The 26,362-nt window shown below is 65.0% G+C and carries 23 protein-coding genes; 9 read left to right on the top strand and 14 right to left on the bottom strand.

Features of this window, described 5'->3' with window-relative positions; all coding sequences use genetic code 11:
- Window positions 1-25: 25 nt before the first annotated feature.
- Complete coding sequence (locus FYJ91_RS00250; protein ID WP_149520288.1) at window positions 26-1,636, top strand: FAD-dependent oxidoreductase; 1,611 nt, start codon at window positions 26-28, stop codon at window positions 1,634-1,636.
- On the opposite strand, the gene FYJ91_RS00245 is transcribed toward FYJ91_RS00250, so the two are convergent.
- The 10 genes from FYJ91_RS00245 to FYJ91_RS00200 form a co-directional block, all read right to left on the bottom strand.
- Window positions 1,633-2,754 carry a glycoside hydrolase family 130 protein gene (locus tag FYJ91_RS00245; protein ID WP_149520287.1) on the bottom strand — a complete coding sequence of 374 codons (1,122 nt, stop codon included), beginning with the start codon at window positions 2,752-2,754 and terminating at the stop codon, window positions 1,633-1,635. The two genes, FYJ91_RS00250 and FYJ91_RS00245, sit on opposite strands and share 4 nt — an antisense overlap.
- 52 nt (window positions 2,755-2,806) lie before the next feature.
- The gene (gene recJ, locus FYJ91_RS00240; protein WP_246152446.1) at window positions 2,807-4,537 is read right to left on the bottom strand and encodes a single-stranded-DNA-specific exonuclease RecJ; all 1,731 of its coding nucleotides are present in this window, start codon (window positions 4,535-4,537) and stop codon (window positions 2,807-2,809) included.
- 46 nt (window positions 4,538-4,583) lie between these two features.
- Window positions 4,584-5,288, bottom strand: coding sequence for an N-acetylmuramoyl-L-alanine amidase (locus FYJ91_RS00235; protein WP_425473955.1), 705 nt, complete (start codon window positions 5,286-5,288; stop codon window positions 4,584-4,586).
- Between the two features lie 30 nt (window positions 5,289-5,318).
- Window positions 5,319-6,137, bottom strand: a complete 819-nt coding sequence (locus FYJ91_RS00230; protein WP_149520284.1) for a CheR family methyltransferase — start codon at window positions 6,135-6,137, stop codon at window positions 5,319-5,321.
- On the bottom strand, window positions 6,128-7,261 hold the full coding sequence (gene cheB / locus FYJ91_RS00225; protein ID WP_149520283.1) for a chemotaxis-specific protein-glutamate methyltransferase CheB: 1,134 nt from the start codon (window positions 7,259-7,261) through the stop codon (window positions 6,128-6,130). The genes FYJ91_RS00230 and cheB overlap by 10 nt, the downstream gene beginning before the upstream one ends.
- Before the next feature lies 1 nt (window position 7,262).
- The gene (locus FYJ91_RS00220; protein ID WP_149520282.1) at window positions 7,263-7,628 is read right to left on the bottom strand and encodes a response regulator; all 366 of its coding nucleotides are present in this window, start codon (window positions 7,626-7,628) and stop codon (window positions 7,263-7,265) included.
- A 68-nt stretch (window positions 7,629-7,696) separates the two neighbouring features.
- On the bottom strand, window positions 7,697-8,137 hold the full coding sequence (locus FYJ91_RS00215) for a chemotaxis protein CheW (RefSeq protein ID WP_246152333.1): 441 nt from the start codon (window positions 8,135-8,137) through the stop codon (window positions 7,697-7,699).
- Window positions 8,134-10,461 (bottom strand): chemotaxis protein CheA, encoded by a 2,328-nt coding sequence (locus FYJ91_RS00210; protein WP_149521271.1) that lies wholly within the window; start codon window positions 10,459-10,461, stop codon window positions 8,134-8,136. The genes FYJ91_RS00215 and FYJ91_RS00210 overlap by 4 nt, the downstream gene beginning before the upstream one ends.
- A gap of 97 nt (window positions 10,462-10,558) precedes the next feature.
- Window positions 10,559-11,185 (bottom strand): histidine phosphotransferase family protein, encoded by a 627-nt coding sequence (locus FYJ91_RS00205; protein ID WP_149520281.1) that lies wholly within the window; start codon window positions 11,183-11,185, stop codon window positions 10,559-10,561.
- A 118-nt stretch (window positions 11,186-11,303) separates the two neighbouring features.
- Window positions 11,304-11,717, bottom strand: a complete 414-nt coding sequence (locus FYJ91_RS00200) for a M67 family metallopeptidase (protein ID WP_149520280.1) — start codon at window positions 11,715-11,717, stop codon at window positions 11,304-11,306.
- A gap of 17 nt (window positions 11,718-11,734) precedes the next feature.
- Here FYJ91_RS00200 and FYJ91_RS00195 point away from each other — a divergent pair, with 17 nt between their 5' ends.
- Window positions 11,735-12,745 carry an RluA family pseudouridine synthase gene (locus FYJ91_RS00195; protein ID WP_149520279.1) on the top strand — a complete coding sequence of 337 codons (1,011 nt, stop codon included), beginning with the start codon at window positions 11,735-11,737 and terminating at the stop codon, window positions 12,743-12,745.
- 6 nt (window positions 12,746-12,751) lie between these two features.
- Entirely contained in the window at window positions 12,752-13,657 is a 906-nt protein-coding gene (gene rpoH, locus FYJ91_RS00190) for an RNA polymerase sigma factor RpoH (RefSeq protein ID WP_149520278.1), read from the top strand.
- 57 nt (window positions 13,658-13,714) lie between these two features.
- Here the strand turns inward: rpoH and FYJ91_RS00185 are convergent, their stop codons facing one another.
- Complete coding sequence (locus FYJ91_RS00185; RefSeq protein WP_149520277.1) at window positions 13,715-14,512, bottom strand: transporter; 798 nt, start codon at window positions 14,510-14,512, stop codon at window positions 13,715-13,717.
- Window positions 14,513-14,594: 82 nt separating this feature from the next.
- Between FYJ91_RS00185 and mtgA the strand changes: the two genes are divergently transcribed.
- Window positions 14,595-15,308 (top strand): monofunctional biosynthetic peptidoglycan transglycosylase, encoded by a 714-nt coding sequence (gene mtgA, locus FYJ91_RS00180; RefSeq protein ID WP_149520276.1) that lies wholly within the window; start codon window positions 14,595-14,597, stop codon window positions 15,306-15,308.
- Here the strand turns inward: mtgA and FYJ91_RS00175 are convergent.
- Both FYJ91_RS00175 and FYJ91_RS00170 read right to left on the bottom strand, forming a co-directional pair.
- Complete coding sequence (locus tag FYJ91_RS00175) at window positions 15,269-16,987, bottom strand: hypothetical protein (protein ID WP_149520275.1); 1,719 nt, start codon at window positions 16,985-16,987, stop codon at window positions 15,269-15,271. The genes mtgA and FYJ91_RS00175 overlap by 40 nt on opposite strands.
- Entirely contained in the window at window positions 16,984-19,209 is a 2,226-nt protein-coding gene (locus FYJ91_RS00170) for an ATP-binding protein (RefSeq protein WP_149520274.1), read from the bottom strand. Before FYJ91_RS00170 ends, FYJ91_RS00175 begins: the two co-directional genes overlap by 4 nt.
- A gap of 215 nt (window positions 19,210-19,424) precedes the next feature.
- On the opposite strand from FYJ91_RS00170, the gene FYJ91_RS00165 reads away from it, so the two are divergent.
- Both FYJ91_RS00165 and FYJ91_RS00160 read left to right on the top strand, forming a co-directional pair.
- On the top strand, window positions 19,425-20,408 hold the full coding sequence (locus FYJ91_RS00165) for an arginine N-succinyltransferase (protein ID WP_149520273.1): 984 nt from the start codon (window positions 19,425-19,427) through the stop codon (window positions 20,406-20,408).
- A gap of 9 nt (window positions 20,409-20,417) precedes the next feature.
- Window positions 20,418-21,695 (top strand): N-succinylarginine dihydrolase, encoded by a 1,278-nt coding sequence (locus FYJ91_RS00160; RefSeq protein WP_149520272.1) that lies wholly within the window; start codon window positions 20,418-20,420, stop codon window positions 21,693-21,695.
- Here the strand turns inward: FYJ91_RS00160 and FYJ91_RS00155 are convergent.
- The gene (locus tag FYJ91_RS00155) at window positions 21,692-22,456 is read right to left on the bottom strand and encodes a CHAP domain-containing protein (RefSeq protein WP_149520271.1); all 765 of its coding nucleotides are present in this window, start codon (window positions 22,454-22,456) and stop codon (window positions 21,692-21,694) included. The two genes, FYJ91_RS00160 and FYJ91_RS00155, sit on opposite strands and share 4 nt — an antisense overlap.
- A 187-nt stretch (window positions 22,457-22,643) precedes the next feature.
- Here FYJ91_RS00155 and FYJ91_RS00150 point away from each other — a divergent pair, with 187 nt between their 5' ends.
- Genes FYJ91_RS00150 through FYJ91_RS00140 form a run of 3 tightly spaced genes read left to right on the top strand, consistent with a single transcriptional unit; the run spans window position 22,644 to window position 26,241 of the window.
- Window positions 22,644-23,648, top strand: a complete 1,005-nt coding sequence (locus tag FYJ91_RS00150) for an arginine N-succinyltransferase (protein WP_149520270.1) — start codon at window positions 22,644-22,646, stop codon at window positions 23,646-23,648.
- A complete protein-coding gene (gene astD, locus FYJ91_RS00145) occupies window positions 23,645-25,048 on the top strand; it encodes a succinylglutamate-semialdehyde dehydrogenase (RefSeq protein ID WP_149520269.1) in 1,404 nt (467 codons plus the stop codon). Before FYJ91_RS00150 ends, astD begins: the two co-directional genes overlap by 4 nt.
- Window positions 25,045-26,241: a hydrolase gene (locus FYJ91_RS00140; RefSeq protein ID WP_281290550.1), complete on the top strand. Its 1,197-nt coding sequence runs from the start codon at window positions 25,045-25,047 to the stop codon at window positions 26,239-26,241. The genes astD and FYJ91_RS00140 overlap by 4 nt, the downstream gene beginning before the upstream one ends.
- Window positions 26,242-26,362: the final 121 nt, after the last annotated feature.

Genomic DNA, 26,362 nt, shown 5'->3' with positions numbered 1-26,362 from the left:
AGACCGGCCGGCCCGGGAGGATCGCATGAGCTGGGATGAAAGCTTCGATGTGGTGGTGGTCGGCAGCGGCGCTTCGGGGCTGACCGCCGCCATCGTCGCGGCGAAGCGCGGGCTCAAAGTCAGAGTGCTGGAGAAAGCCGCCGTCTGGGGCGGCACGACCGCTTTGTCGGGCGGCGGCCTGTGGGTGCCCACCAACCGCTATCAGCGTGCCTCGGGCGTCCACGATACGCTGGACGCAGCCGAAGCCTATCTCGACGAGATCCGCAACCCCGCCGACGACCCGACCGACAAGGCCAAGCGCCGCGCGATGCTCGAACAGGGGCCGCATCTCGTCGATCTGCTGACCGACGAAGGCTTTGCCTGGACCAGCTCGCCCCAGCCCGATTATCGCGCCGCCCTCCATGCCGGTCTCGCCCGCGGGCTCGATATGGAGATCGCCGACGGCCGCAGGCTGGGCGCGAACCTCGCGACGATGCGCCGGTCGGGCGCGCCCTTCGCGATCATGATCAAGGACATTCCCAAGGTCTCGCGCGCCTTCACCAGCCTCACCAGCATCGCCGCGATGGCGCGGGTGTTCCTGGGCGAGAAGCTGCGCCGCGCGAAAGGCTGGATCCCGCTCGGCTGCGGCGAAAGCCTGATCGGCCAACTCCGCATGGTCGCCGACCGGCTGGGGATCGAGGTCCGCCTGAACAGCCCGATCGCCGAGGTGGTGATCGAGGGTGGCCGCGCGACCGGCATTGTGCTGGCGGGCGGCGGGCGGATCGGCGCGGGCAAGGCGCTGTTCCTCTGCGCGGGCGGCTTCGCCCATGCCGATGCGATGCGGACCGAGCTTCAGGGGATCGACGGCGCCCAATCGTCCGCCTCGCGAGACGACACCGGCGACATCATCCGCATGGCCGACGCCATCGGTGCGAAGACCGCGATGCTCGACGCCGCCTGGTGGGGCACCGCCTTCGCGATGCCGGGTGTGCCTGATGCGATCTTCTGCCTCGCCGAACGATCCCTCCCCCACAGCATCGTCGTCGATCAGTCGGGACGGCGCTTCGTCAACGAGGCTGCCGACTATTACTCGTTCGGATCGGCCATGCGAAAGGCGGGGCTTACCGAAGCGTGGCTGATCGTCGATGCCACCCACCGCAGCCGCTACATGTTCTGCGGCATGATGCCGGGCAAGACGCCGCAAGCGTTGATCGACGCGGGCTTCTTCATCCAGGCCGACACGATCGAGGCGCTGGCCGGCAAGACCGGGATCGACGCCGCGAACCTGAAGGCTACTCTCGCCCGCTTCAACACGATGGCCGCCAAGGGCGTCGACGAGGACTTCCAACGGGGAGAGAGCCCCTATGAGGGTTTCTGGAACGACCCGACCGTCAAACCCAATGGCAGCTTCGCTCCGGTCGACAAAGGCCCGTTCCTCGCGGTCCGCATGCTGTTGGGCGATCTCGGCACCAAGGGCGGCCTCGTTACCGACGAGCATTCACGGGTCGTTGGTACCGACGGTCAGCCGATCGCAGGCCTCTACGCGGCCGGCAACTGCACCGCCTCGATCTATGGCCGCTCCTATCCCGGCCCCGGCGCAACGCTCGGCCCGGCGATGACCTTCGCCTACATCGGGGCGAACCACATACCGGCCTAGAGGCCGAAGCGCGCCTTGGGGATGTGGGTAATCCGGCAGGCGAGATCCGCCTCGCCCGACGCCACGACGAAATGATCGCCCGCATCGACGATGCCCGTCGTGAACACGACATCGTGGAGATACATCTGCTCCTCGATCGGCCGGGTGAGGTCTGGGTTCGCCTCGATCAGCGGCGCGTGGTCGGTGCGAACCAGCTTCGACGGATCGTCGCGGTCGAGGATCGACCAATAAGTGCGGTAGATGCCGACGATCCCGCTCGGCTCGACGCCGTGCCACAGGGTCAGCCAGCCATCGTCGGTCAGGATCGGCGGCGTCCCGCCCCCCATCCGCGCTGTCGCGACCGTGCCGGCATGCGGCCGGATTCCAGGCTTCTCATATGGCTTCCAGTGGAGCGCGTCGGGCGAACTGGCGAGGTTGATCGACGGCCCTGCACGCCATTCGCTGCCCGGTGGGTAGGCGAAATAGAGATCGCCGAGCGGCCGCGTCTGCGCCCAATATTTGCCACCGATCAGCCCTTCGAAAATCAGCATGTCCTTGTTCTGATGATCGAGGACGATCCCTTCGAAATGCCAGTCCAGCGCGTCGTTCGAGCTGTAGAGCGTGGTCGAGTGCCGCTCGGGGCTGACCGAGCAAGTCGTCATGAAGAAGCGATCGCCGACCCTGCTGATCCGCGCATCCTCCAGGCCGTAGCATTGAAGATCGTATCGGGGCGCGATCGCCTTGTCGTAATGGATCGCGATCCGGCCGAGCCCGTCGGGGCTGAGTTCGACCGGCAGCAGCCAGCTGAGCGAGGTCAGCGCCATGATCTTCCACCCGCCGCCGCGGATCATGAACTTGCGCGGATCGGCGGTGTCGGCAAATTCGAGCGGCCATGCGTCGATCGTGAAACGCCCGCCCGCCTCGTCATAGCGGATCGCGTGGACATGACCGTCGCGGATCGGATGGCGCAGCGCCTCGGCGACGCGGACCATCATCAACAGATTGCCGTTGGGCAGCCTTGTCAGCCCCGGATTGAACGCGCCCAGCACATAGGTTTCGTGCCCCAGTTCGCGGCCCAATGGCGACCGCGCCAGATCGATATCGTCGGGCGCAAGGACGAGCCGGTCGATCTCGGTCATGGCGGTCTCCTGTTACTGAGCCGCTGGAACGTGCGGGATCGGGTTTTGAGCCTCAATCGGCCCAGGCGGCATCCTCAAGGTGCATTTCGGCGGCGGGGCGGCTTCCCCAATCGTCGATCTTCGGTCGGCCCGCGATCCAGAGCGAGCGGCCCGGCCCGGCGCCGAGCAGCGCCTCACCCAGTGGCGTTTCCGCAGCGCGGAAGGCCATCGCCTTGAACGAACGGCCGTCGCGACCCTGAACGATCGCGCGGACATGTCCGTTGCCGACCACATCGACCTTGATGATCCGTACCGGCCCGGCGGCGATCCGGGGGGCCGGCCAACCCGCGCCATAAGGTCCACCGGCTTCCAAAGCCTCCACCAATGCGGGCGTGACGCCGCCGGATGCGACGACGCCGTCGAGAAGCAGTGCGCGTCCGTCCGATGCCTGCGCGACCGCGGTTTCGAGCCGCGCATCGAGGAAGTCGGCCAACGCCTCGATACCCCCCGGGCCGACCGTCAGACCCGCCGCCATCGCATGACCGCCGCCCGCGACGAGCAGCCCCATATCCTTCGCCGCCAGGATCGCTGCGCCCAGATCGACGCCCGACACCGACCGGCCCGATCCCTTGCCGACGCCTTCGGCATCGAGAGCGATGACGATCGCGGGCTTGCCGAGCTTCTCCTTGAGGCGCCCCGCCACGATCCCGATCACGCCGGGATGCCAGCCTTCGCCCGAAACCACCGCGACCGCGCGATTGCCCTGATGGAGCGCAGCCACTTCCGCCTCGGCCTGAACGGTCGCCTCGATCGCACGGCGTTCCTCGTTCAGCCGATCGAGTTCGGCGGCGATCTCCGTCGCTTCATCGGCATTTTCGGTCGTCAGCAGGCGCACGCCAAGATCGGACTTGCCGACACGCCCACCCGCGTTGATACGCGGCCCCAGCGCAAAGCCGAGATCGGTGCAGGTGGGCGCACGCGACAGCCGCGCCGCGCCGATCAGCGCGTTCAAACCAACATTGCGCCGGTTCGCCATCACCTTGAGCCCCTGCGCGACGAAGGCACGATTGAGCCCCTTGAGCTGTGCAACATCGGCCACCGTCCCGAGGGCAACGATATCGAGCAGTTCCAATATCTTCGGCTCGATCTTTCCCGCAAAAAATCCACGTGCCCGCAGCACGCGCAGCAACGCCGCACCCAACAGGAAGGCAACCCCGACCGCCGCCAGATGGCCATGCGCCGCACCTTCATCTTCGTCGAGCCGATTGGGGTTCACGACCGCGAGCGCTTCCGGAAGCCTGGCCGCGCATTGATGATGATCGACGACGATCACCTCGATCCCGGCGGCGCTCGCCTGCGCAAGCGCGTCAAACGCCTGCGCGCCGCAATCGACCGTGACAATCAGCTTGCTGCCTGCCGTCCCGATCCGCACCAGCGCTTCGCCCGACGGGCCATAACCCTCCATCAGCCGATCGGGGATATAATAGCCGACCGGGCACCCCAGATCGCGCAGAATGCGTATCAACAATGCTGCGGAAGTTGCTCCATCAACGTCATAATCACCAAAAACAGTGATAGCTTCTCCAGCCAACACTGCATCGGCCAGGCGTTCGGCGGCGCGGTCCATGTCACGAAAGATCGACGGATCGGGCATGAAAGCACGTATCGTCGGCGCGCGATGGTCCTCGACCGCGTCGCGCGGACAACCGCGCGCGAGCAGCAACTGGGTCACCAGATCGTCCGGCTCGAACCCCTCGTCGCGGGCGTCGGCGGAGCCACCGCGCCAATGCCAGGGCTGGCCCATGACCGAGCGGACGACGCCGAGGATCGGGGCGCGACCCTCACCCACTTTAGCGGCTAAGGCCATTTTCACGGTCCAGCAGGAGGCTCAGCAGGATGGCGCGACACTCGCCATCGGCGATCCCGTCGATCGTCTCGGGTCGGAAACGGCGCTGGAAGGCGGTAACGGCAGCCGGGCCGTCGACAACGTCATAGCCGAAGCGTTCGAGCGCGAGCAGGAAGCCGCCCGGCGTCCAATGCGGATCAGCGAGGTTCTTGCGCGGCCGCTTGATCGCGAGGCCGACCTTGGCGAGCATTTCCCAATCGAACAGCTCGCCCGGATCCTGCTTGCGCGCCGGCGCGATATCCGAATGGCCGACGACGTTGGCCGGCGCGATATCGTATCGCTTCACGATCTCGGCGACGAGCGGGACGATCGAATCCATCTGCGCGCGTGGAAACGGGCGATAGCCCCATTCGTGGCCGGGATTGACGATCTCGATACCGACACTGGCCGAGTTAACGTCGGTGATGTGCCGCCAATGGCTCTTGCCCGCATGCCAGGCGCGCCGATCCTCAGGCACGAGACGAAGCACCTGCCCGTCCTCGGCAACCACATAATGGCTTGAAACCTTGGCGTCGGCATCGGTCAGCCGTTCGATCGCCGACGGGCCGTCCTGCATCCCGGTATAGTGGAGCACGACCATGCTGATCGGCAGCTTGCGGGCGTCATGATTCGGCGACGGGCAATCGATGATCTCGCTCATGCGCCACATGTAGCTCCGCCCCGCAAAGGGGCAAGGGCGTCAGGCTGCGTGGCGGAAGACGGTCAGCAGGTCCGCGTCGGCAACGAGTTGACGCGCATCGGCTCCTGCCGTCTCTCCCGCGCCGAGGATCAACGCCGCATCGGGCTTCATCGCCGCAGCCAGCCCGGCGAGGACCACCGCGCGGTTGTGCGGCGGAAAATAGAGCAACGCGTTGCGACACAAGACGAGATCGTAGCTGCGCTGGCCAGGCGGTGGCCTCATCAGATTATGGGGTGCGAAGCGGACCATCGCGGCGATCTGCGGCACGATCGTCCAACTGCCGTCGGTCTTTTCGACGAACCAGTTGCCCAGAAGCCGCCCGGGAAGCCCCCGTTGCACTTCGAATGCGGTGTAGTTTCCCGCGCTCGCCCGCTTGAGCGCGGCGCGCGACATATCGGTGCCCAATATCTCAATCGACCAGCCCTGCCAGCGTTCGGGATCCTCGGCGAACAGCATCGCGATCGAATAAGGTTCCTGCCCTGTCGCGCAGCCGGCGGACCAGATGCGTATTCGTCGGCTCGCGGCGCAGCGCAGCGCCAGTTCGGGCAAAATGTCGTCCTGGATCTGCCGGAACACCGCGCCGTCGCGAAAGAAGCTCGTCTCGTTGTTCAAAAGCGCATCGACGACCTGCGTCATCGCGGGATCGCGCGGATCGGCGGCGGCTCGCCCCGCCAGATCGCTCGGCTCGACACCAAGGCGACGACATAAGGGCGTCAGCATGGCATTGACCCGCCACAGCCGATCATCGCCAAGGCGCTGCCCGGTATCCTTTTCGAAAATGCGCGCGATCTGGCGCGCCGTGGCAGGGCTCAGGTCCATGCCGAACCGCGCGCCGCGACGCAGGCGGCGAGCTGCGCGGGCGGTGCCACCACGTTCGCAAGACCCGCCCGCGCAACCGATCCGGGCATGCCCCAGACCACCGAGCTCGACGAATCCTGCGCGAGCACTTCGGCCCCCACCTCAACAAGATTGCGCGCGCCGATCGTCCCGTCGCGGCCCATGCCGGTGAGCACGATACCGACACCAGCAGGACCGAACAGCTCGGCGACAGCCTCGAACATCGGATCGACGGAGGGCATGCAGCGGCTCGGTGCCGGATCGTGATCGATCCTGATCCGCACGACATCGGTCATGATCAGTCGGATATGCCCTTCGCCCGGCGCGACGATGATCTCGCCGCGAACGAGACGCATGCCGTCCTGCGCCACCTTGGCGGGGCGGCCGCAGATGTCGCGCAGCTGGTTGGCGAAATACGACATGAAGACGGGCGGCAGATGCTGGGTGACCAGGATCGGCGCGTCGAATTCCTTCGGCAGCGCCTGAAGGAAGGCCGACAGAGCGTGAAGTCCTCCAGTCGACGCCCCGATCGCCAGACATTCGACAGGACCACCCGCCTGCGGGGCGCGCAGCGGCACCAGAACCGGCTCCGGCATGGGCGCGACGTGGACCGGCTCATAGGCCTGCTCCGCGCCGACGGCCTTGCGGCGGTGGCCAAGCCGGAGAAGCGTATCGATATACTTACGGGTGAAATCGGCGCCGAAGCTGCCGGCGGTCGGCTTGAGCAACGTGTCGGCGGCGCCCAGCGTCAGCGCACGCATCGTAGCCGCCGCGCCCTTGGCCGCAGCCGACGAGACAATCAGCACGCGGGCGCCCTTGCACGCCTCCAATATCTCGGGAAGCGCGGTCAGCCCGTCCTTGCCGGGCATCTCGACATCCAGGACGACGATGTCGACCGGAGCAGTGCGCAGAAAATCGATTGCGCGATCGGCACCGGGAAAGGCGCCCGCAACCTCGAAACGCGAATCTCCTTCGACAAGCCGCGCGAGCACCGTGCGCGCAACAAGCGAGTCGTCCACCAGCAGGATGCGGATCGGCGGCGCCGCCGCGATCCTGCCGCCGCCGGGCGCCCTTCGCTGTCCGCGTTCGGCGCCCGCCGGTGCCATGTCAGGCGACGCCTACGATCTGCAGCTTGTTTTCGATCGTCGCGCGATCGAACGGCTTCATCATATATTCGTCGGCGCCCGCATCGATCGCGGCACGGATGTGCCCCACATCGTCCTCGGTCGTGCAGAACACGATCTTCGGGCGAGGCGCGATTTCGGTCTGGCCGAGCGCACGCAGGAACTCGATCCCGCTCATGACGGGCATGTTCCAGTCGAGCAGGATCACGTCGGGCGGTGAACTCTGGCAGCGATCGAGCGCCTCGCGCCCATCGCCGGCTTCATCGACGTTGAAGCTCAGCCCTTCCAATATGTGACGGGCGACCTTGCGGATCACCTTTGAGTCATCGACGACGAGGCAGGTCTTCATGCGGTGTCCCGTGAGCATTTGAATCCGCTGGATAATAACCGACGGCGGTAAGCGACCGGTTAACGCGATCAGGCCGCGAGCGCGGTGGGTTTTCCGCTGATCAGCGCGTCGACATCGAGCACGATCATCGGCATGCCGTCATGCTCCAATATGCCAGCACTCATCGCAGCCCAGCCCGGCGACAGCAATGCGCGCGCAGGCGCAGGCGCACCATCGATGGGCACGACGTCGTCGACGTGATCGACCACGAAACCGTAAAGATGGTCTCCCATCGTCACGATCACCGCCTGCACGGCGCGCCCACCGGGGCGGACGTCCGCGCCGAGCGCCGCCCGCGTATCGATAACGGTCATCACCCGGCTGCGGAGCGCAAACAGGCCCAGCACATGGCGCGGGGCACAGGGAACGGGCGTCACCTCCCCCATCTCGACCACCGATTCGATACAACTGGCCGGAAGCACCGCCTTCTGGCCGTCGATTTCGACGATCAGGTAGAGATCGGTCATCATGCGGCGTTCCTGCGGGTGCGGTGGCGTTGAAGTTCGGCGAGCAAGGCGGGGCGATCATAGCGCCACAGGCTCGGATCGGATGCGTCGACCGGTTCTGACGTCATCCGCAGACGCAGGGTCGGAGCGCTCAATTCGCCGGTCGCCGCGTCGCCCGCGATGACCAGATCGGGCGCAGCGCCACTATCATCGAAGGCTACGCGATAGCCGGCGGCCTCGACGAGCGGGGCCAGAACCTTGCGGGTCCACGCATCGTCGTCGGCGAGCAGGCAGAGCGGCTTGCATTCGACCGGCGTTTCGGCCTGCGCGACCTCGGCGAACATCCAGAAACTGTCGAGCATCTCGACCGGCCGATCCTCGACCAGCATCACGCCGGCGACCAGACCCGGCGTCGCGGCGCGATGGAGGGCGACCTCGACCGGGGCGATGTCAATCACGGTGTCGATCGCATAGGCTATCTCGGCCGTGCCATCGTTCATTCGCAGCACGCGAACCTTGGGTGCGGTGATCGGCACGCCGCAGCTGAGCAGCGGGATCATTCTCCCTTCGTGAACGAGGCGCACCCGCCCTGCCCGCTCGCTGATCGCGCCGGCAAAGCAATCCTCGATCCGCTCGACCAGTGCCAGCGGGATCGCGCGCTCGGTACCATCCAGATCGCGGAACAGCAGGATCGGGTCATGCGGCTCGACGAGCGCCTCCACATTGTCGTCAGCCAGATCGCGCCCGCCTGTCTTCCAGTCGACGCCCGCACGCTCGGCGATCGCGGCGATATCGAGCAGCAGCATCGGCCGGCTGTTGTCGGGCAAGGTCGTGCCGCCATAGATGCCGCACGCCATGATGATCGGTGCGGCGGGCTTTACCACCAGCTCCTCATGATCATGGACCGCATCGACCGCGAGCGCATAGCGATTGCCGCCCGACAGTTTGAGCACGACCATATGCAGGTGATCGCCGCCATCGTCGGCCCCGATCACGTTGGCCAGTGCGACCACCGGTAGCCGGACGCCGCGAATGAACACCACGTCTGCCCCGCCCAGCTTGGCAGGACGTACGGCGTCGCCGCCGACGCGGACGATCTCATCGATGGCCGAGCGCGGAATGGCGAAATGCTGCCCGCCGCAACTGACCGTGAGCGCCGGGATGATCGTCAGCGTCATCGGCACGCGCATTGTAAGATGGACACCGCGTCCGGGCACGCTTTCGACTTCGACCGTGCCGCCGATCTTTTCGACATTGGCGCGGACCACGTCCATGCCGACACCGCGCCCCGAAATCGCCGTGACCGACTGTGCAGTCGAAAGGCCGGGCGAGAAGATCAGCTGAAGCTTGGCATCCCAGCCCAGGCGCGACGCAGCCTCTTCCGTGATGACATCGTTGTCGATGGCCTTTCGGACTAGCCGATCAGCGTCGATGCCGCGCCCGTCGTCGAGGATTTCGATCAGGATGTGGTTGCCGACCTGCCGCGCACAGACGTCCAAAGTGCCGATGGCTGGCTTGCCGGCTAGAAGGCGATCTTCGGGCCGCTCGATGCCATGATCAATCGCGTTGCGAACGATGTGGGTCAGCGGATCGCGGATCATCTCGATCATCTCGCGATCGAGCTCGACGTCGCCGCCGTCGATCCGCAGGGTCACCTGCTTGCCGAGTTCGGACGAGATATCGCGAACGAGGCGCGGCAGCGCCGTGAACAGGTGCTCGATCCGCGCCATGCGGGTGCGGGTGATCGAATCGCGCATCTCGGCGATGCACAGCGAAAGCCGCTCGAACGCGACTTCGATACCCGACTGGATGCCGACTTCGCGCAGCTTGCGCGACAATTCGTTGCGGGCGAGCACCATGTCGGACACACCCGCCATCATCCGGTCGAGCAGGTCGACCGGCAGCCGGATGCTGCGCGCAACGCCGCGGTTTGCCGGCACGGCAATCGCCGTTGCTGGCGATTCCTCGGCCACGCTGACCTCGGCCTCGCTGAGAGCCGCGATCAGGATATGATCGTCGCCGTCAGGCAGCGCATGGCCGCTGTCGATGGCCTCGGTGAGTTCGGAGATACGGTCGATGATGGCAAGGACCGCCGTGACGAGGCGCGCATCGGGCTTGCGACGATCGTCGCGCACATCGGCCAGCACGTCCTCGGCGGCGTGGCTTAGCCGCTCGAGCCGCGGCAGATCGAGAAAACCGCAACTGCCCTTCACGGTGTGGACGAAGCGGAAAATCGAATCGAGACGCGAGCGGTCGCCGGGCGCGGCTTCCCACGCCACGATCTCCCCAGCGATCGCCTCAAGCGTTTCGCGCGTTTCAGCGATGAAGTCGCTGAGCAGGTCGTCCATCATGCTTTTCCCGATCGGATATCAGGTCGCTGATGGCAGATAGATGGTAAACAAGCGGTTATTGCGGGGCTTAGCCCACACCGCAGGCGTCAAACCATCAGGGGAGAGTGACGCCCATTAGTAGAACGCCGGGTTCGACTTCGGAAACCTGGACCTGGCCACCCTCTTCCTGAACGAGCAGATGCACCAGCCAGGCGGCGGCGGCGCGCGGGCTGATCAGCCCTTCGTCGGCCTCGCCCAGTATCGCATTTCGCAGTTCCGGATCGAGCACGATGCGCGGCCCTTCGGCGCGCAGGACGATCTCGCTGCCCTCGGCACCGATATCGAGACGACCACCACGCACCAGTGCATCACCGGCGATCAGCGCGAGGTTGAGCAGAATCTTGACGGCGTTTTTGGCGCGCGCGCCCTCCTCGACCATCCATCCGATCTGAACCCGGCTGGAGGCGCCATGCAACCCTTCGATCGCCGCCCGCGCCTCACGCGTGTCGACCATTTCGCCGAAACCACCGGCCGCACCAAATGCGAGGCGAAAGAACTTCAGCTTGTTCGCCGTCGCCGCGGCGCTTTCCGCCAGCAATTCCATGCAACGGGCGCGCATCTCTGGATCGGTCTCGTCGGCCAGAAGCTCCAACCCGTTGTTGAGCGCGCCAACCGGGGACAGAAGATCATGACACAGGCGCGAACATAGCAGACTGGCGAACTCCGCAGCTCTGCTCGCCATCCTACTCGTCCTTTATCGCTGTCGCACCCGAAACGATGCCGGGCCGCCCTTGGGTGAAATTCAAGGGCGCTCTTGTGACCGTTAGTCGGCTGTTAGGCAAGACACGCCCAATAGGCGATTATGGCTCGTCGACGGACAATATCGTCACTTCGTCGAACATGTCGTGCCGGGCGCCGCCCGGTCGCGCGATCCACGCCCGTACGCCCTCTTCACCGACGATCAGCCAGAGGGTGCCGGGCTCGGCCGCAGCGGCGTCGCACATGGATGGTTCGGCACGTCCCGATGGGTGCGAATGATAATGGCCGATGGGTGCGGCCGCCTCGCCACGGCGCGCTGCCTTGTGCGCCGCGAACAGCGCGGCGGGATCGATCTCGAAGCGTCGGGCGGGATCATCGGCGACGTTCGCGCAGGGCCGGATCGCTTCGACCACGCCCCGTTCACCCAACAGAAGGCCACAGACTTCCAGGGTGGGATCACGCGCCGCGTGCGCCGCTACGTCCTCCAGCATGGCTCTTGAAATCCGCAGATTCATGTCCATCTCGATAAACGATGACCGGGGGGAAATCGACATTGCTGGCAATCGTGCCTGCCGACGCCGAAGGGTGGAGACTCGATCGCACGCTCGCCGTGCTGATCCCGACCCTTTCACGCGAACGGCTGAAGGCGCTGATATCCTCCGGACAGGTCGCGACCGATAATGGCGCGCTCGCCCGCGATCCCGCCGCCAAAGTGCGCCCGGGCGTCGCTTATTCCGTTACCATTCCCGATCCCAAGCCCGCGCATAACGAGGCGCAGGAAATCCCGCTCAACGTCGTGTTCGAGGACGAGCATCTGATCGTGGTGGACAAGCCGGCAGGGCTCGTCGTTCATCCCGCGGCGGGCAATTTCGACGGAACGCTGGTCAACGCGCTGCTCCATCATTGCCGAGGTAGCCTGTCGGGGATCGGCGGGGTCGAACGGCCGGGGATCGTACACCGGATCGACAAGGATACGTCGGGGCTGATGGTCGCGGCCAAGACTGACCCGGCGCATGTCGGGCTCGCCGCGCAATTCGCCAAACACAGCATCGACCGGCGCTATCTGGCGATCGTCGCAGGCTGGCCGAACCCCGTCGACGGCACGGTACGCGCCTCGCTGGCCCGATCGGATGCGAACCGCAAGAAGATCGCGATCGTTCCCGAAGGGCGCGGCAAGCACGCCATCACCCATTATCGCACGGTGCAGAAGCTCAAGAGCGCGGCGATGGTCGAATGCCGGCTGGAAACCGGCCGCACCCACCAGGTTCGCGTCCACATGGCCTCGCTGGGACACCCCCTCCTAGGGGATCCCGCTTACGGACGAAGTCGCCCGGAACATCGCGAAACCCTCGCTCGTTTGGAATTCAAGCGGCAGGCGCTTCACGCCGCCGTATTGGGCTTCGTTCATCCAATCACAAGCGAAGCTTTAAGGTTCGATAGCGATTGTCCGCAGGATATGCAGCATCTGTTCAGCGAACTCATGCTATCAGAAACATCGAGGAAAGAGCCGATTTCGACTCGTTCCATGCTAAAGGGAGTTTGATCGATCATGGCTAGCGGCAAGAACGTCCCGGCGACGATTCCGGCCCTCGGCGGTGAGCAGAGCCTCAACCGATATCTCGCAGAGATTCGGAAGTTCCCCATGCTGAAGCCGGAAGAAGAATATATGCTCGCCAAGCGCTTTCAGGAGCATGGCGATCCGGAAGCGGCCACGCGCCTCGTCACCTCGCACCTTCGCCTCGTGGCGAAGATCGCGATGGGTTACCGCGGCTATGGCCTGCCGACGAACGAGCTGATTTCGGAAGGCAATATCGGCCTGATGCAGGGCGTTAAGAAGTTCGAGCCCGATCGCGGCTTCCGCCTCGCCACGTATGCCATGTGGTGGATCAAGGCGTCGATCCAGGAATATATCCTGCGGTCGTGGAGCCTCGTTAAGATGGGCACCACTGCGGCGCAGAAGAAGCTGTTCTTCAATCTGCGCAGGATGAAGTCCAAGCTCGATGCGTTCGAAGATGGCGACCTGAAGCCCGAGGTTCTCAAGAAGATCGCGACCGATCTCGGCGTGACCGAGGAGGAAGTGACCTCGATGAACCGCCGCATGGCGATGGGGGGCGATACGTCGCTCAACGTCTCGATGCGCGAGGACGGCGAGGGTCAGTGGCAGGATTGGCTGGTCGATGACGAGCCGCTTCAGGACTCGCGCGTTGCCGAAGCGCAGGAAAAGAGCCTGCGCCACAACATGCTTGAGGAAGCGATGACGGCGCTCAACGACCGCGAAAAGCACATCCTGGTCGAGCGGCGTCTGGTCGATGAGCCCAAGACGCTCGAGGAACTGAGCCAGGTCTATGGCGTCAGCCGCGAGCGGGTTCGCCAGATCGAGGTGCGCGCCTTCGACAAGCTTCAGAAGGCGATGGTTCGCCTTGCGGGTGAAAAGCGGCTTCTGCCGGCGATGTGATCGCGAGACCGATACGGATTTTGGGGCGGGGTACCGATGGTGCCCCGCCCCTTTGTTTCAGAAGCGCCGCGAGACGCCCAGATAGAGTTCGACGTCAGGACTGTTGTGGTTCAGCCCGGCGTTGGAGCCGACATCGAGTTGCCAATTGTCGCTCGGTTGCCAGCCCAGCGACAGGCCGGCGAGCATCATCGTCGCATGCCCCGTCGGGTCTCGATCACGTAGCGCCTGCATCTCGACCGACGCCGTCACCTTTTCACTAAGCTTGTCGGTCAGGCCGATGACGCTGCCGAAGGCGAGATGGCGGCCATGCCCGTCATCGTCCACGGCGGCATCGACCTCGGGCATCATCTCCAGTTTCAGCCGATCGTTCAGCGCGTAGTTGACCGGGACGAGCAGGCCCGTGCCCCAATCTCCCGCGCCGATCGGCTCGCGCCCGACCGGCAGGGTCGCATAAGGCTGCAACGCAATTGACAGGCCCGATCCATCCGGATTGGCCAGGCTCTGGCGCAGTGCGACGGTCATGTCGCCCGCGCGATGCGCATCGCGGCGCGTGCCGCTTATCCTGTCGCGGTCGTCATCGATCCCGAAACCGTCCCAGCCCAGTTGAACTTCGGTTATATCGGTGAGGCCAAAGCGGATCAGCGCGGCGCCGAGCAGATATTGGCTGTCCCGCTCGTCCGCCGTGCGATCGAGCGTCCAGTCGGCAAGCCCGATCTCGAGCGACACATGACCCTTGTCGATGATGCAGGGCGGCGTACCGATGCCCGGGCGGTCGGAGCAATAGTCGCGCAAGTCCGCCGCCTGTGCCGAAGCGGGCATCGCGAGCACTAACGCCGCGATCATCCAGTAACGCATCGGCAATCTCCCAGCATCGTTTCGCCGCCCAACGCCGCCGCTTGCCGAAATATCCGTCGCTGCTAATCGTGATCGCCAATCTATGGCCAAGCGTTCCTCCGCCCCTCGCAGATCCTTTCCCCGCCGTGTCCTCGGCTGGATTGGTCGCGCGATCCTGATCTTCGTCACCGTGTCGGTGCTGTGGGTGCTGCTATACCGCTTCGTGCCGCCGCCGGTGACGGTGACGATGATCGCCAATTCAGGCGGCGGGCGCGGCATCACCAAGGACTGGATGAGCCTTTCGACCATGGACCGGAACATGCCGCTCGCCGCCCTCGCGGCCGAGGATGGCAATTTCTGTACACATAATGGTTTCGATTTCAAAGCGATACAAAAGGCTCTTGCGAGTAATATCGAAGGCGAGCGCAAGATTCGGGGTGGATCGACGATCAGCCAGCAGACCGCCAAGAACGCCTTTCTGTTCCAGGGCGGCGGCTATGTCCGCAAGGGGCTGGAAGCCTATTTCACCGTCCTGATCGAACTGATCTGGGGCAAGCAGCGGATCATGGAAGTCTATCTCAACATCGCGGAGACCGGGATCGGTACCTACGGCGCCAATGCCGGCGCAATGCGCTATTTCCACCACGACGCTTCGCGGCTCTCGCGCATCGAAGCCGCGCGGATCGCGGCGGTGTTACCCTTACCCAAGAAGCGGGGGGCGATCGCGCCAAGCGGGTTCACCCGCCGCTATGGAGACCGCATCGCGCGGAGGATCGGTCAGGTCGATCGATACGGCTTCGCGAACTGCCTGCGCTGAGGCAGAACCGCGCGATAGACGCACCGCCCACCTGCCTCGAACAGCGCATTCGGCGATCCGCAGCGATCGACGACATAGGCCAGTCGATGCGTCACCGCGAAGGCCAAACGCTCATCATGATTCGCCAGCGCCATGACCGCCAGCACGCGGCGACGCCACGGCAGATAATAACTCGGCGTCCATAATGCCGCCGCGCCCGAACGGACGTCGACGAAGGTCGATCGTTCGGACATCGTCGAAAACACCTCATAACCTTCGACCATCGCGCCCTGCCCCGGTTCGGCCGGCGTGTAGGGCGGATCGACGAAGACGATGTTCGCGATCGGGATCAGGAAACGATCGTCCGGCGCACTGTGCGTCCGCGCCCAATCCCCAATCGCAGTCCAGGCGGCGATGTCGGCGCGCTCGACGGCATTCTCGCGCGCCTGTCGTACGATCAGCGCCGACCAGACGAGCAGCAACGCAATGGCAGCCGCGACATCCAGGCGGATCCGCGTGACGACGGACGGCAGGCGCCTCCGCATCACCACAGCGGCGAGCAGCGCGATCGGGAGGACATGCCGCACCGTACAGCCGCCGATCGCGAGCAAAGGTGCCCAGAAACGGCGCCCCTCCCCCTGATCCCGCGCTGCGACCACGGTCAACGCGGCGAGCGCGAGCGCGGAGAGCAGGAATATGCCGCCGCCGCCGCGCAGAAATTGAAGGTTGATGAACATCGGTATCGGCGCGACCAGCGGGACCAGCGCTCCCGCCAGCCAGTCTACAATAAAGCCCGCAAGCGAGGCGATAAGCAGCGCCGCCCGCCGATCGACCTGCGACAGCCTCCACGAAGCCACAATCCCCGTCGTCGCGGTCAGCAGGAGTACGGCGATCGATCGCGGGGTCGATCCGTCGATCAACCAATGCTCGGGGAAATATTCGCGCAGATAGGCGAGGAAATCGTGATCCATCGGCCGGCCAAGTTCCGGATTGCCCATGAACCCCAGCAAAGCCGGCGAAGCGCACAGCACAAAAGCGCCGAACCCCGTCACCATGCGGAGCGCCAACGCCTTCGGCGCGACATCACCGCGGCGGACCAGCACCAGCGTGACAGCCAGCAGCGGCAGCGCCATCCACACCGCCATGAACGCGTTGAGGAAGAAGGTGACGCCGTTCCACGCAAAGGCGCCGAAGAAGCGCCCGCGCCAAGCGCACCACAAGGATAGCAGCATCGACGCATTGGCCAGTTCGCTATGCGTGAAGCTGTTGATGAACAGCCCATGCGAACCCGCCGACGAATAGCCGTTGGCAAGGCTTGAGAAAGCCAGCAGGGTCACGAAGAATAGCCGCTCTCCGCGTCGGCTTATCCCGATCGCGTCGGCGCACAGCAGAAAGGCAGCGATGCAGGCCGTCCGGGAAACCAGCGCCATGATATCGATCAGGATCAGCCCGGAATGGCCTGGCGCAAGACCGTGCAGGCTTTGCCAGAAGCCCGACGAATAATAGCGCAGGCTCTGAACGTAAGGATCGGCGGCGAATTGCGGCAAGTCGGGCAGGCCAGCGAGTATAGGAAGGTGGAAGATATTGTTGCGGAAACCCGCCACCTGCCCGGTCATCGCCAGCGAGAGCAAGGTTCCGACGACGACCGCGATCAGGAAGCCGCGCCGATCGAAGTCCGCGCGATCCACCGCCTGCGTCAAAGGCCGGCCGCCAGGTTGCGCGCTTCGCTGATGCTCATCGACAGGTCACGCTGGCGGAAAGGCTTGGCGAGGATCGAAATGCCCGGCAGATCGAGGTCGGGGGCGGCATAGCCGGTGACGAGGACTACAGGGACCTTCGGCATGATCCTGCGCGCTTCGGCGATCAGCACAGCGCCGTTCATGCCGGGCATCAGATAGTCGCTGATCAGCAGATCGAAGGCCGGCCCTTCCGCAATCTTGCGAAGAGCCTCGGCCCCCGAACTCGCCTGAACCGTCTGATAACCGAGCCCTTCGAGCAGTTCCGCGCTGCCCCTCCGCACCATCTCCTCATCATCGACGAGCAGGACGCGCCCGGGCTCCGTCAGGTCGGGGATAAGTTCGGCGCTGGCGGGGCTCGCCTCCAGCAACTGGGCACGTGGAAAGCGCAAGGTGGCGATCGTGCCGGCGCCGATCCGGCTGCTCAGCGTGAATGAGCCACCCGATTGCGCCGCAAGCCCGTCGACCATCGACAGGCCAAGGCCGGTCCCGCGGCCCTGTTCCTTGGTGGTGAAGAACGGCTCGATCGCGCGCGCCAGAGTCGCATCATCCATGCCCTCGCCGCCGTCGATCACCTCAATGCGGACAAAATCCTCCGTCTCGTCGATCACGCGAAACAGCAGTGGCCCGCCCTCCGGCATGGCATCGCGCGCATTGATCGCAAGGTTGAGCAAGGCCAGTTCGAGTTGGTTGGGATCGACCAATGCGACGGCCGGCGTTTTGGGGGATTCGATCTGAACCTCGATCGTCGATCCCAGCGAACGCTGGAGCAGATCGCTCATCCCGTGGACGAGCGCACCGAGATCCACGGGTCGCGGCTGGAGCGACTGACGACGGGCGAAAGCGAGCAGGCGGGCGACGAGCGTCTTGGCGCGCTCCGTACTGGCAAGTGCGGCGGCGATCAGTCGTCCGCTCTTGGGATCCGTCCCATGGCGCAGCTGGAGCAGGTCCAGCGCACCCATGACCGGCGCCAGCAGATTGTTGAAATCATGCGCGACACCGCCCGTCAGCCGCCCGAGCGTTTCAAGCTTCTGCGCCTCATGCAGTTGCGCCAGAACGCGCTCGCGCTCCGCCAGCGCTTCTTCGACCCGTTGCGACAGCGAGGTGTTGAGCGCGGCCAGCGCCTGATCGCGTTCTCGCAAATGCTGGTCGGCCTCGGCGAGCGCCACGCCGATCGCGTCGAGTTCGGCAATCCGTGTGGCCGGAGCCACGAAAGGTTCGCGCGCACCCAGCGCCTTGGCGCTGTGCGCGACGGCCTCCACTCCCCGTGAAGCGCGCTGACCCCAGCGATAGGCCACGAAGCCGCCCACCAGCATCAGCAGCACGACCACGATCGCGGCGAGGATCAAGGTCGACCAAATGCCGGAGTCGAGTTGTTCGCGCGGTGCCGCGATGAAGAATGTCCAGCGGCTGACCGGCGAGCGGCTATACGCCGCATAGGTCTTGACCCCGTCGAGCGACGTCGCGGCAATAACGCCCTCATCGCTGGCCAGCAGCGCCTTCTTCGCCTCGTCGGCGGCAGAATGGCCGACAAATTTGGTCGCATCGCGGCTGCGCCACACCAGGGCGAGCTTGGTGTCGAGAATCGATCCATACCAGTCCGACGGGAGCCGCTGCCGTTGGAACAACGGCTGCAATGCGCGCGGACGCATGATCACCGACATGTAATAAGCGGCGCGCCCATCCTCCATGATCGGAACATCGACGCAGATGATATCGCGTTCGACGAGGCCGTGAGTCAGGTTGCACAGGTGGGTCTGCGCGCGATCCAGGATCGGCCAGATCCAGCCAGGATCCTTGCCGGCCGGCAATATCGCGCCTCTCGCCAGCTTGGTATTGACCAATTGGCGGCCGCCGCGATCACCCACGACGATCCAGGCGTCGGGATTGCGCAACACCGCTCGCGCCTGCGCGTCGACGGCATCCCAATCGTGGGCAGCGACGCTGGGCGACTGGGCCAGCGCACGCAGCATCGCTTCATGCCGCGCGAAATCGCCGTCGAGCACGCGTGAAAGCGCACGTGCGGTTTCGACCATCTGACGCTTGGCCTGATCGCGGGCGAAATATTCCGCGCTTCCGACAAGGATCGCGGTGCTGGCGAGCGCAACCGCGAGCAATAGCGCGAGAAGCCGCAGGAAGCCGACCCGCATCGATTGGGACGCGAGCCCCACATCTGATCCAGCCATGCCGACTACACGCCCCACAGACACCTGACGAACTGCCAGAAATCGGCGACTAACAGAAAAGTTCAAACGAAACCATCACGGCCAAACGGACGAATAGCGCAGCCCGTTTCCGCAATGGATTATAACGGCGTATCCATCGCGTTAGCATGGGTGAATCACCTCGATGGGCATTGCGCCGTCTCGACAAGTCGGCCCATCCGGCGCACACAAGAGCGATGGCGACCGTGATCCGCCCCGCGACCGAAGCCGATCTGGACGCACTTCTCGCTCTGGCGACATCGGCGGGACCCGGGCTGACCAATCTGCCCCCGGACCGGCCAGCACTGGTAGAACGGATCATCCGCAGCGACGCGCTCCTCGATGGGGAGGACCTGTCGGGCGCCATTCTTCTCCTACTCGAAATCGACGGCAAGGTGCGCGGCAGCGGCATGATATTCCCGCACACAGGGATCGACTGGCCATTCTACAGTTACCGCGTCGGACGGATCACGCAGCGCTCCAGCCTCGACGGGCATATGGTGCGCTTCGACGTCCTGACGCTGGTCAACGATCTGGAGGGCGCGACCGAGGTGGGTGGGCTGCTCGTGGATTCCGCCTTACGCGGCGGCGCTTATGGCAGGCTGATGGCGCGCAGCCGTTATCTGCTCATCGCACGCGATCGCGCTCGCTTCGCCGACCGGATGATCGCCGATCTGCGCGGCCATCTGCGCAATGACGATTCCCCCTTCTGGGACGCGGTCGGCGGGCGCTTCTACGCAATGGGTTTTGCAGAGGCGGACCGGATCAACGGCATCACCGGCAACCAGTTCATCGCCGATCTCGGCCCCCGCCACCCGATCTACACCAACATGCTGCCCGAAGAGGCGCAGGCCGCGATCGGCCGCGTTCATGACGACGGCCGCCCTGCACTGGCGCTGCTCGCCGAAGAAGGCTTCATCGACGAAGGCTATGTCGACATTTTCGATGCCGGCCCGACTCTGATAGCCGCGACGGATGCCCTGCGCGGAGTTGCCGAAGCAAGATGCGGCTCGATCCGCGCGATCCTCGACGGCGGCAACGACAGCTTGATCGCCACCGGACACGGCCGATCCTTCCGCGCGACAAGGGGCAACGTCACCAATGGCACCGCGATCGATCGGATATCGGCGGCGACGCTCGGCATCGGCCCGGGCGACGACATCACCCATTTTCCGTTCTGAGTTTCCGGCATGCATGCGACCGAGATCAATTTCGACGGGCTGATCGGCCCCATCCACAATTATGCGGGCCTCTCCGTCGGCAATCTGGCGAGCGCCACGAATGCCGGTGGCGTCTCGCGGCCGCGCGATGCCGCATTGCAGGGTCTGGCCAAGATGCGGGTGCTGATGGACCGCGGCCTCACGCAGGGTTTCATTCCCCCGCCACGCCGCCCCGGCGTCGCGATCCTGCGTAGCCTCGGCTTCGGCGGAAGCGATGCCGAGGTACTGACCGCCGCCGCCGAGAGTGATCCGGTGCTGTTCAACAATGCCTGCTCGGCCTCGTCGATGTGGGCCGCGAACGCCGCGACCGTGCTCGCAGCACCCGACTGCGACGATGGGCGCGTCCACCTCGTGACCGCCAATCTCGCGACCATGCTGCATCGTTCGTTCGAGGCCACAGCCACCCATGCGATGCTATCGACGATCTTCGCCGACAGGCGCCATTTCGCCGTCCACTCCGCTCTGCCCGCCACAGCGCAATTCAGCGATGAGGGCGCCGCCAATCATATGCGGCTATCGACAAGCCATGCAGCGGCGGGCGCCAACGTGTTCGTCCATGGCGAACCGCGCGGCGGGCGCTTCCCCGAACGCCAGTCGCGCAGAGCGGGCGAAGCAGTTGCACGGATGGCTGGCGTCGGCGTCGCGATTCACACGCTACAGTCGCGGGATGCGATCGAGGCCGGCGCCTTTCACAATGACGTCGTCGCGGTGGCCAATGAGAATGTGCTGTTCGCCCACCCACAGGCATTCGAAGGCCGCGATGCACTGTTCGCCGCACTCTCCGCATCCGTGCCGGGTTTCGTTGCGGTCGAAACCGCGGGGGTAACGCTGGCGGAGGCGGTTTCCTCCTATCTGTTCAATTCGCAGCTGGTGACGCTGCCGACGGGCGCGATGGCGCTGGTGCTGCCGGCCGAAACCCAGACCGTCCCATCGGTCCGTTCCGCGATTGATGCCGCAATCTCGGGCGACAATCCGATCGTCGCGGCGATCATCGTCGATGTGCGCGAGAGCATGCGCAATGGCGGTGGCCCGGCCTGCCTACGCCTGCGCGTACCCGTATCGGAGGCGGCCAAGTCTGCGATCGACCAGCGCTTCCTGCTAACGCCTGCCCGCTGGGATGCACTGGCCAGCCTCGTCGAGGCACACTGGCCCGAGACGATAGACGCGGGCGACCTGACCGATCCTGCGATCTGGGCCGAGGTCGGACGAGCGCACGATGCTTTATCCGACTGGCTTCGGTCCAGTTAGGTAAGGACGATATCGAGTCCCCTGGCGGCACGCATGCGCGAGTTCGCTTCAAAACCGTTCGATGTTCCATTGGCGTCGGTATTGCCCTCCGCTGTCAGGAGCGTGCCACCATTGTCGGACAGAACGATCCCGGTATGGACCCAGTCGGCCGCGTTAACTTTGCTCGGCAACAGAAAAACCGATCCCGGCGGCACAGGCTGCAACGTACCCTTCTGACGAAAGCGCCCATCCGCCTTTGCCTTCTTTGCCAGCGCGTCGCAGCCGAATGTCCGCGGCACCGGATTTTCGACGCCGTGCAGCCCCGAGCAATATGCGGTGATGTAGGTAACGAAACCTGCGCACCATAGCCATTGCGCCCCCTCGTTTCCCGCCATGTAGAGCCGTACCCACGGCCCGGAATTGGCGCCGTTTATTTCAATAGGATGCTCGGCCAGATGCTGTTTTGCATACTTAACAATTGACGCCGGTAGATCCGCCTGCGGCGAGATGGCGGCAACCGCACGCAACAAAGGCTGCGCCAGCAAATCCATCATTGCCTGATCCGCCGTAGCAACCGGCTTCACACCCTTCGCTGCGCAAAAGGCATTGAGTGCATGCTGCGTGGTCGGCCCCCAATCACCGTCTATGGTCGGCTTGATGCCGTTGACCCAAAGATACTCCTGCAAGAGCTTTGCCCCCGCGCTTTTCCCTTTGCCGAATGGAGCCCTGATCAAAAGTTCTTTGGCGAGCCGCACGTCCGAACAATTTGAAGAGTTCAGCATATCCACCCCCGCGAATTACATCGAACTTCGCAATCTTTATCGCACCGGCCACCTTTCATTTGAACAGATGCATCCGCACCGGTTCAATTTCTTCGGCCGACCATCACACGGAGCCGCGACTTCCCCTTGCGCGCAGATCGGCGCACAAGACCGTGATGATTCCTCGTCGCAAGATCGCAGCCAGCGGATGCTGATCGTCCGCCCCGCCCGCATCGATGATCTGTCCGCGCTGATGGAGCTGGCGATCCTTTCGGGGCGCGGCTTCACGAGCCTGCCCGAGGATGAGGCCACCCTGCTCGCCCGCCTCACATTGTCCGAACAGAGCTTCGCGGGCACCGTGCCGACGCGCGAAGCCTGGTACACCTTGATGCTCGAGGACAGCGAGACCGGCCGGGTCGAGGGGCTATGCGGCGTCCGCGCCGGCGTGGGCGTCGGGCGCCCGCACTTCTCGTTCCGCGTGATGACGCTCGCACAATTCTCCTCGGCGATTGCGACCCGCTTCGATCATCAGGCGCTGGTGCTGGTCAACGAATGCGCGGGCTGGACTGAGGTCGGATCGCTGTACCTTCGCCCCGAACGGCGCAGCGGGGGCGCTGGTAGTCTGCTCGCCCGATCGCGCTACATGCTGATCGGCGCGGAGCGCGCGCGCTTCTCCGAAACGGTGATGGCGGAATTGCGCGGCTATTTCGCGCCCGACGGCACCTGCCCTTTCTGGGAAGGCGTCGCGAGCAAGTTCTTCCGCCTGCCCTTCGATCAGGCCGATCATATGGTGATGTCGACCGACGGACAGTTCATCCTCGATCTCGCGCCGCGCCATCCGATCTATGTCGAACTGATCGATGAGGCCGCCGCCGACGCGATCGGCAAGGTCCATGTCGAAGGACAGGCGGCGCGTGCGATGTTGGAGCAGGAAGGGTTTCGCGGATCGGGGCTGGTCGACATCTTCGACGGCGGCCCGACCTACACCGCTCCGCGCGATTCGATCACGACGATCGAGCGAACCCGAACCTGCACGGTCGCGATCGGCGATCCGGGAGAGGCGGAGCAGACGATCATTTCGACCAATCGCATCACGGACTTCCGTGCAGCGCGCTTGCCCGTATTCGTCGACGGCGATCGGGCGACGATCGACGCGAGCGACGCCGATCTGCTGGGGCTGAACACAGGTGATACGATGAGGGTGCGAACATGATGCAGTCGATCGATCCGGCCACCGGTGAGACGGTATGGGAGGGCGAGGAGACGTCGGTCACGACAATCCCCGCAATGGTCGATCGCGCGCGGGCCGCGCTGTCGGGATGGGCCGGAATGCCGGTCGACGATCGCATCGCCGTCGTCCGCCGCTATGCCGAGGCGCTGAGAGCCGAGACCGACGGACTGGCGCGGGACATATCGCGCGAGACAGGCAAGCCATTGTGGGAAACGCGCGGCGAGATCGCGTCGATGATCGGCAAGGTCGAAGTGTCGATCGCCGCACAGGCCGAGCGCGCCGGCACCCGCGAGGCGACGACCGGCTTCGGCCGCGCGGTGCTGCGCCACAAGCCGCATGGCGTGATGGCGGTGCTGGGGCCGTACAACTTCCCCGGCCATCTGCCCAACGGGCATATCATTCCCGCTTTGCTCGCGGGCAATGCGGTGATCTTCAAGCCGTCCGAGGAATGCCCGCTGACGGGCAAGACCATGGCGCGGCTCCTCCACGTCGCTGGGGTGCCGGACGACATCTTCCAGATCGTTCAGGGTGGGCGCGATCAGGGCGCGGCGCTGATCGACGCCGATATCGACGGACTGCTGTTCACCGGCGCAGCATCGACTGGTGCGCATTTCCGTCGTGCGACCGTCGACAGGCCGCATCTGATCCTCGCGCTCGAACTCGGCGGCAATAACCCGCTGATCGCATGGGGCGATGGCGACAGTTCGGCGGCCGCGATCGTCCAGTCGGCGTTCGTGACCACCGGCCAGCGTTGCTCGTGCGCACGCCGTCTGATCGTGCCGGAGGGCAGCTTCGGCAATGCAATCGTCGAGGCGACGCATACGCTCGCCTCGCGCCTGCGCATCGGTGCGTGGGATGACGAGCAGGAGCCCTATATGGGGCCGCTTGTATCGACAGCCGCGGCGACCCGCGCGATCGATGCTGTCGCGGCGCTCAGGGCGAAGGGTGCCAAGCCCCTCCTCCCCTTCGAACGGCTCGATCGCGGGGATGCCTTCGTCACCCCGGCGATCTACGACGTGACCGGGATCGACGTTCCCGATGAGGAAATCTTCGCGCCCGTCCTCCAGCTGATCCGCGTTCCCAGCTTCGACGCCGCGATCGAGGCCGCAAATGCGACGAGCTACGGTCTGTCGGCAGGGCTGCTCAGCGACGACGAAGAATTGTGGCAGCGCTTCATGTCGCGGTCGCGCGCGGGGGTGGTGAACTGGAACCGACCGACGACGGGCGCGGCCGGCAACATGCCCTTCGGCGGGCTTGGCCGATCGGGCAACCACCGCCCCAGCGCATATTATGCCGCCGATTACTGCGCCTACCCCGTTGCAAGCTTCGAAGCGCCGACGATCGAAGACATGACCGCCGATCTGGGCGGGCGGCTGTTGTGACCCTGCCCGTCTCCGCGCTCGACATCGCCGCATCGGCCCCGATGCGTGCGCAGGTCGAGTCGTGGAGTGCGGTCAATTCGGGGTCGCGCAATCTAGACGGCCTGGCCGTGGTGGCGGACCTGCTGGCCAACGCTTACGCGGTGCTGCCAGGCGACGTGCGGCTCCTCGATGCGACACCTGGCGAGACGGTCGATGCGGAGGGGATCGTTCAGCCCGTTGTGTTCGGGCGTAACCTCCACGTCTGCGTGCGCCCGTCGGCGCCGGTGCAACTGCTGCTGACCGGCCATATGGATACGGTGTTCGGGATCGATCACCCCTTCCAGACGGTGGTGCCGCTCGAAAACGGCGCGATCCTGAACGGACCCGGCTGTGCCGACATGAAGGGTGGCATCGCATTGATGCTCGCCGCGCTGATCGGGGTCGAAGCCTCGCCGCTCGCGTCGCGGATCGGCTATGAGGTGGTGATCAACTCGGACGAGGAGATCGGCTCGCCTGGCTCGGCATCGCTCATCGCCGACGCAGCTCGCGGCAAACTCGCCGCGCTGACCTACGAGCCGGCCTTGCCCGACGGAACACTGGCGGGTGCACGGCCGGGCAGCGGCAATTTTTCGATCATCATCACGGGGCGCGCCGCCCATGCCGGCCGCAATCCGGAGGATGGCCGCAATGCCGTCGTAGCGGCGGCGGATCTTGCATTGCGGCTATCCCGCGCGCGGCGGCAGGGTCTGGCGATCAATCCGGCGAAGATCGATGGCGGCGGCCCGAACAACATCGTCCCCGATCGCGCGATCCTGCGGGTCAACCTGCGCCCCGCTTTACCCGGGGATCAGGCGATCGCCGTCGCCCTGATCGACCGGCTGATCGCCGAAGTCGCGGCCGAGCATGAGGTTTCGATCCACCTCCACGGTGGCTTCGGTCGCCCGCCCAAGCCCGTCGATGCCCGCGCCGAAAAGCTGTTCACTCTGGTCGAACGCAGCGCCACCGATCTGGGCATCGCGATCGGCCGCAAGGCGACCGGCGGGGTGTGTGATGGCAACAACATCGCCGCGTGCGGCGTCCCCGTGGTCGACACGATGGGTGCACGCGGCGGGGCTATCCACTCGATTGACGAATATCTGATCGTCGACAGCCTTGCGGAACGGGCGCGGCTGTCGACGCTTGTCATGCTTCGCCTTGCCGAATCCGGTCTGTGAGCGAGCCGGGCCACAATCTTTTGGCCCGCGCGATAAGATCGTAGTCGCGCGCGTGCCTGGAGCCTGCGAAAGCGGCCGTAACGACGGTGTTGGAACTGATTCCGTCCATGCAGACCCGATG

Source organism: Sphingomonas montanisoli (assembly GCF_008274695.1).
Taxonomy (GTDB): Bacteria; Pseudomonadota; Alphaproteobacteria; order Sphingomonadales; family Sphingomonadaceae; genus Rhizorhabdus; species Rhizorhabdus montanisoli.
This window is presented reverse-complemented; position numbering and strand designations above follow the sequence as displayed.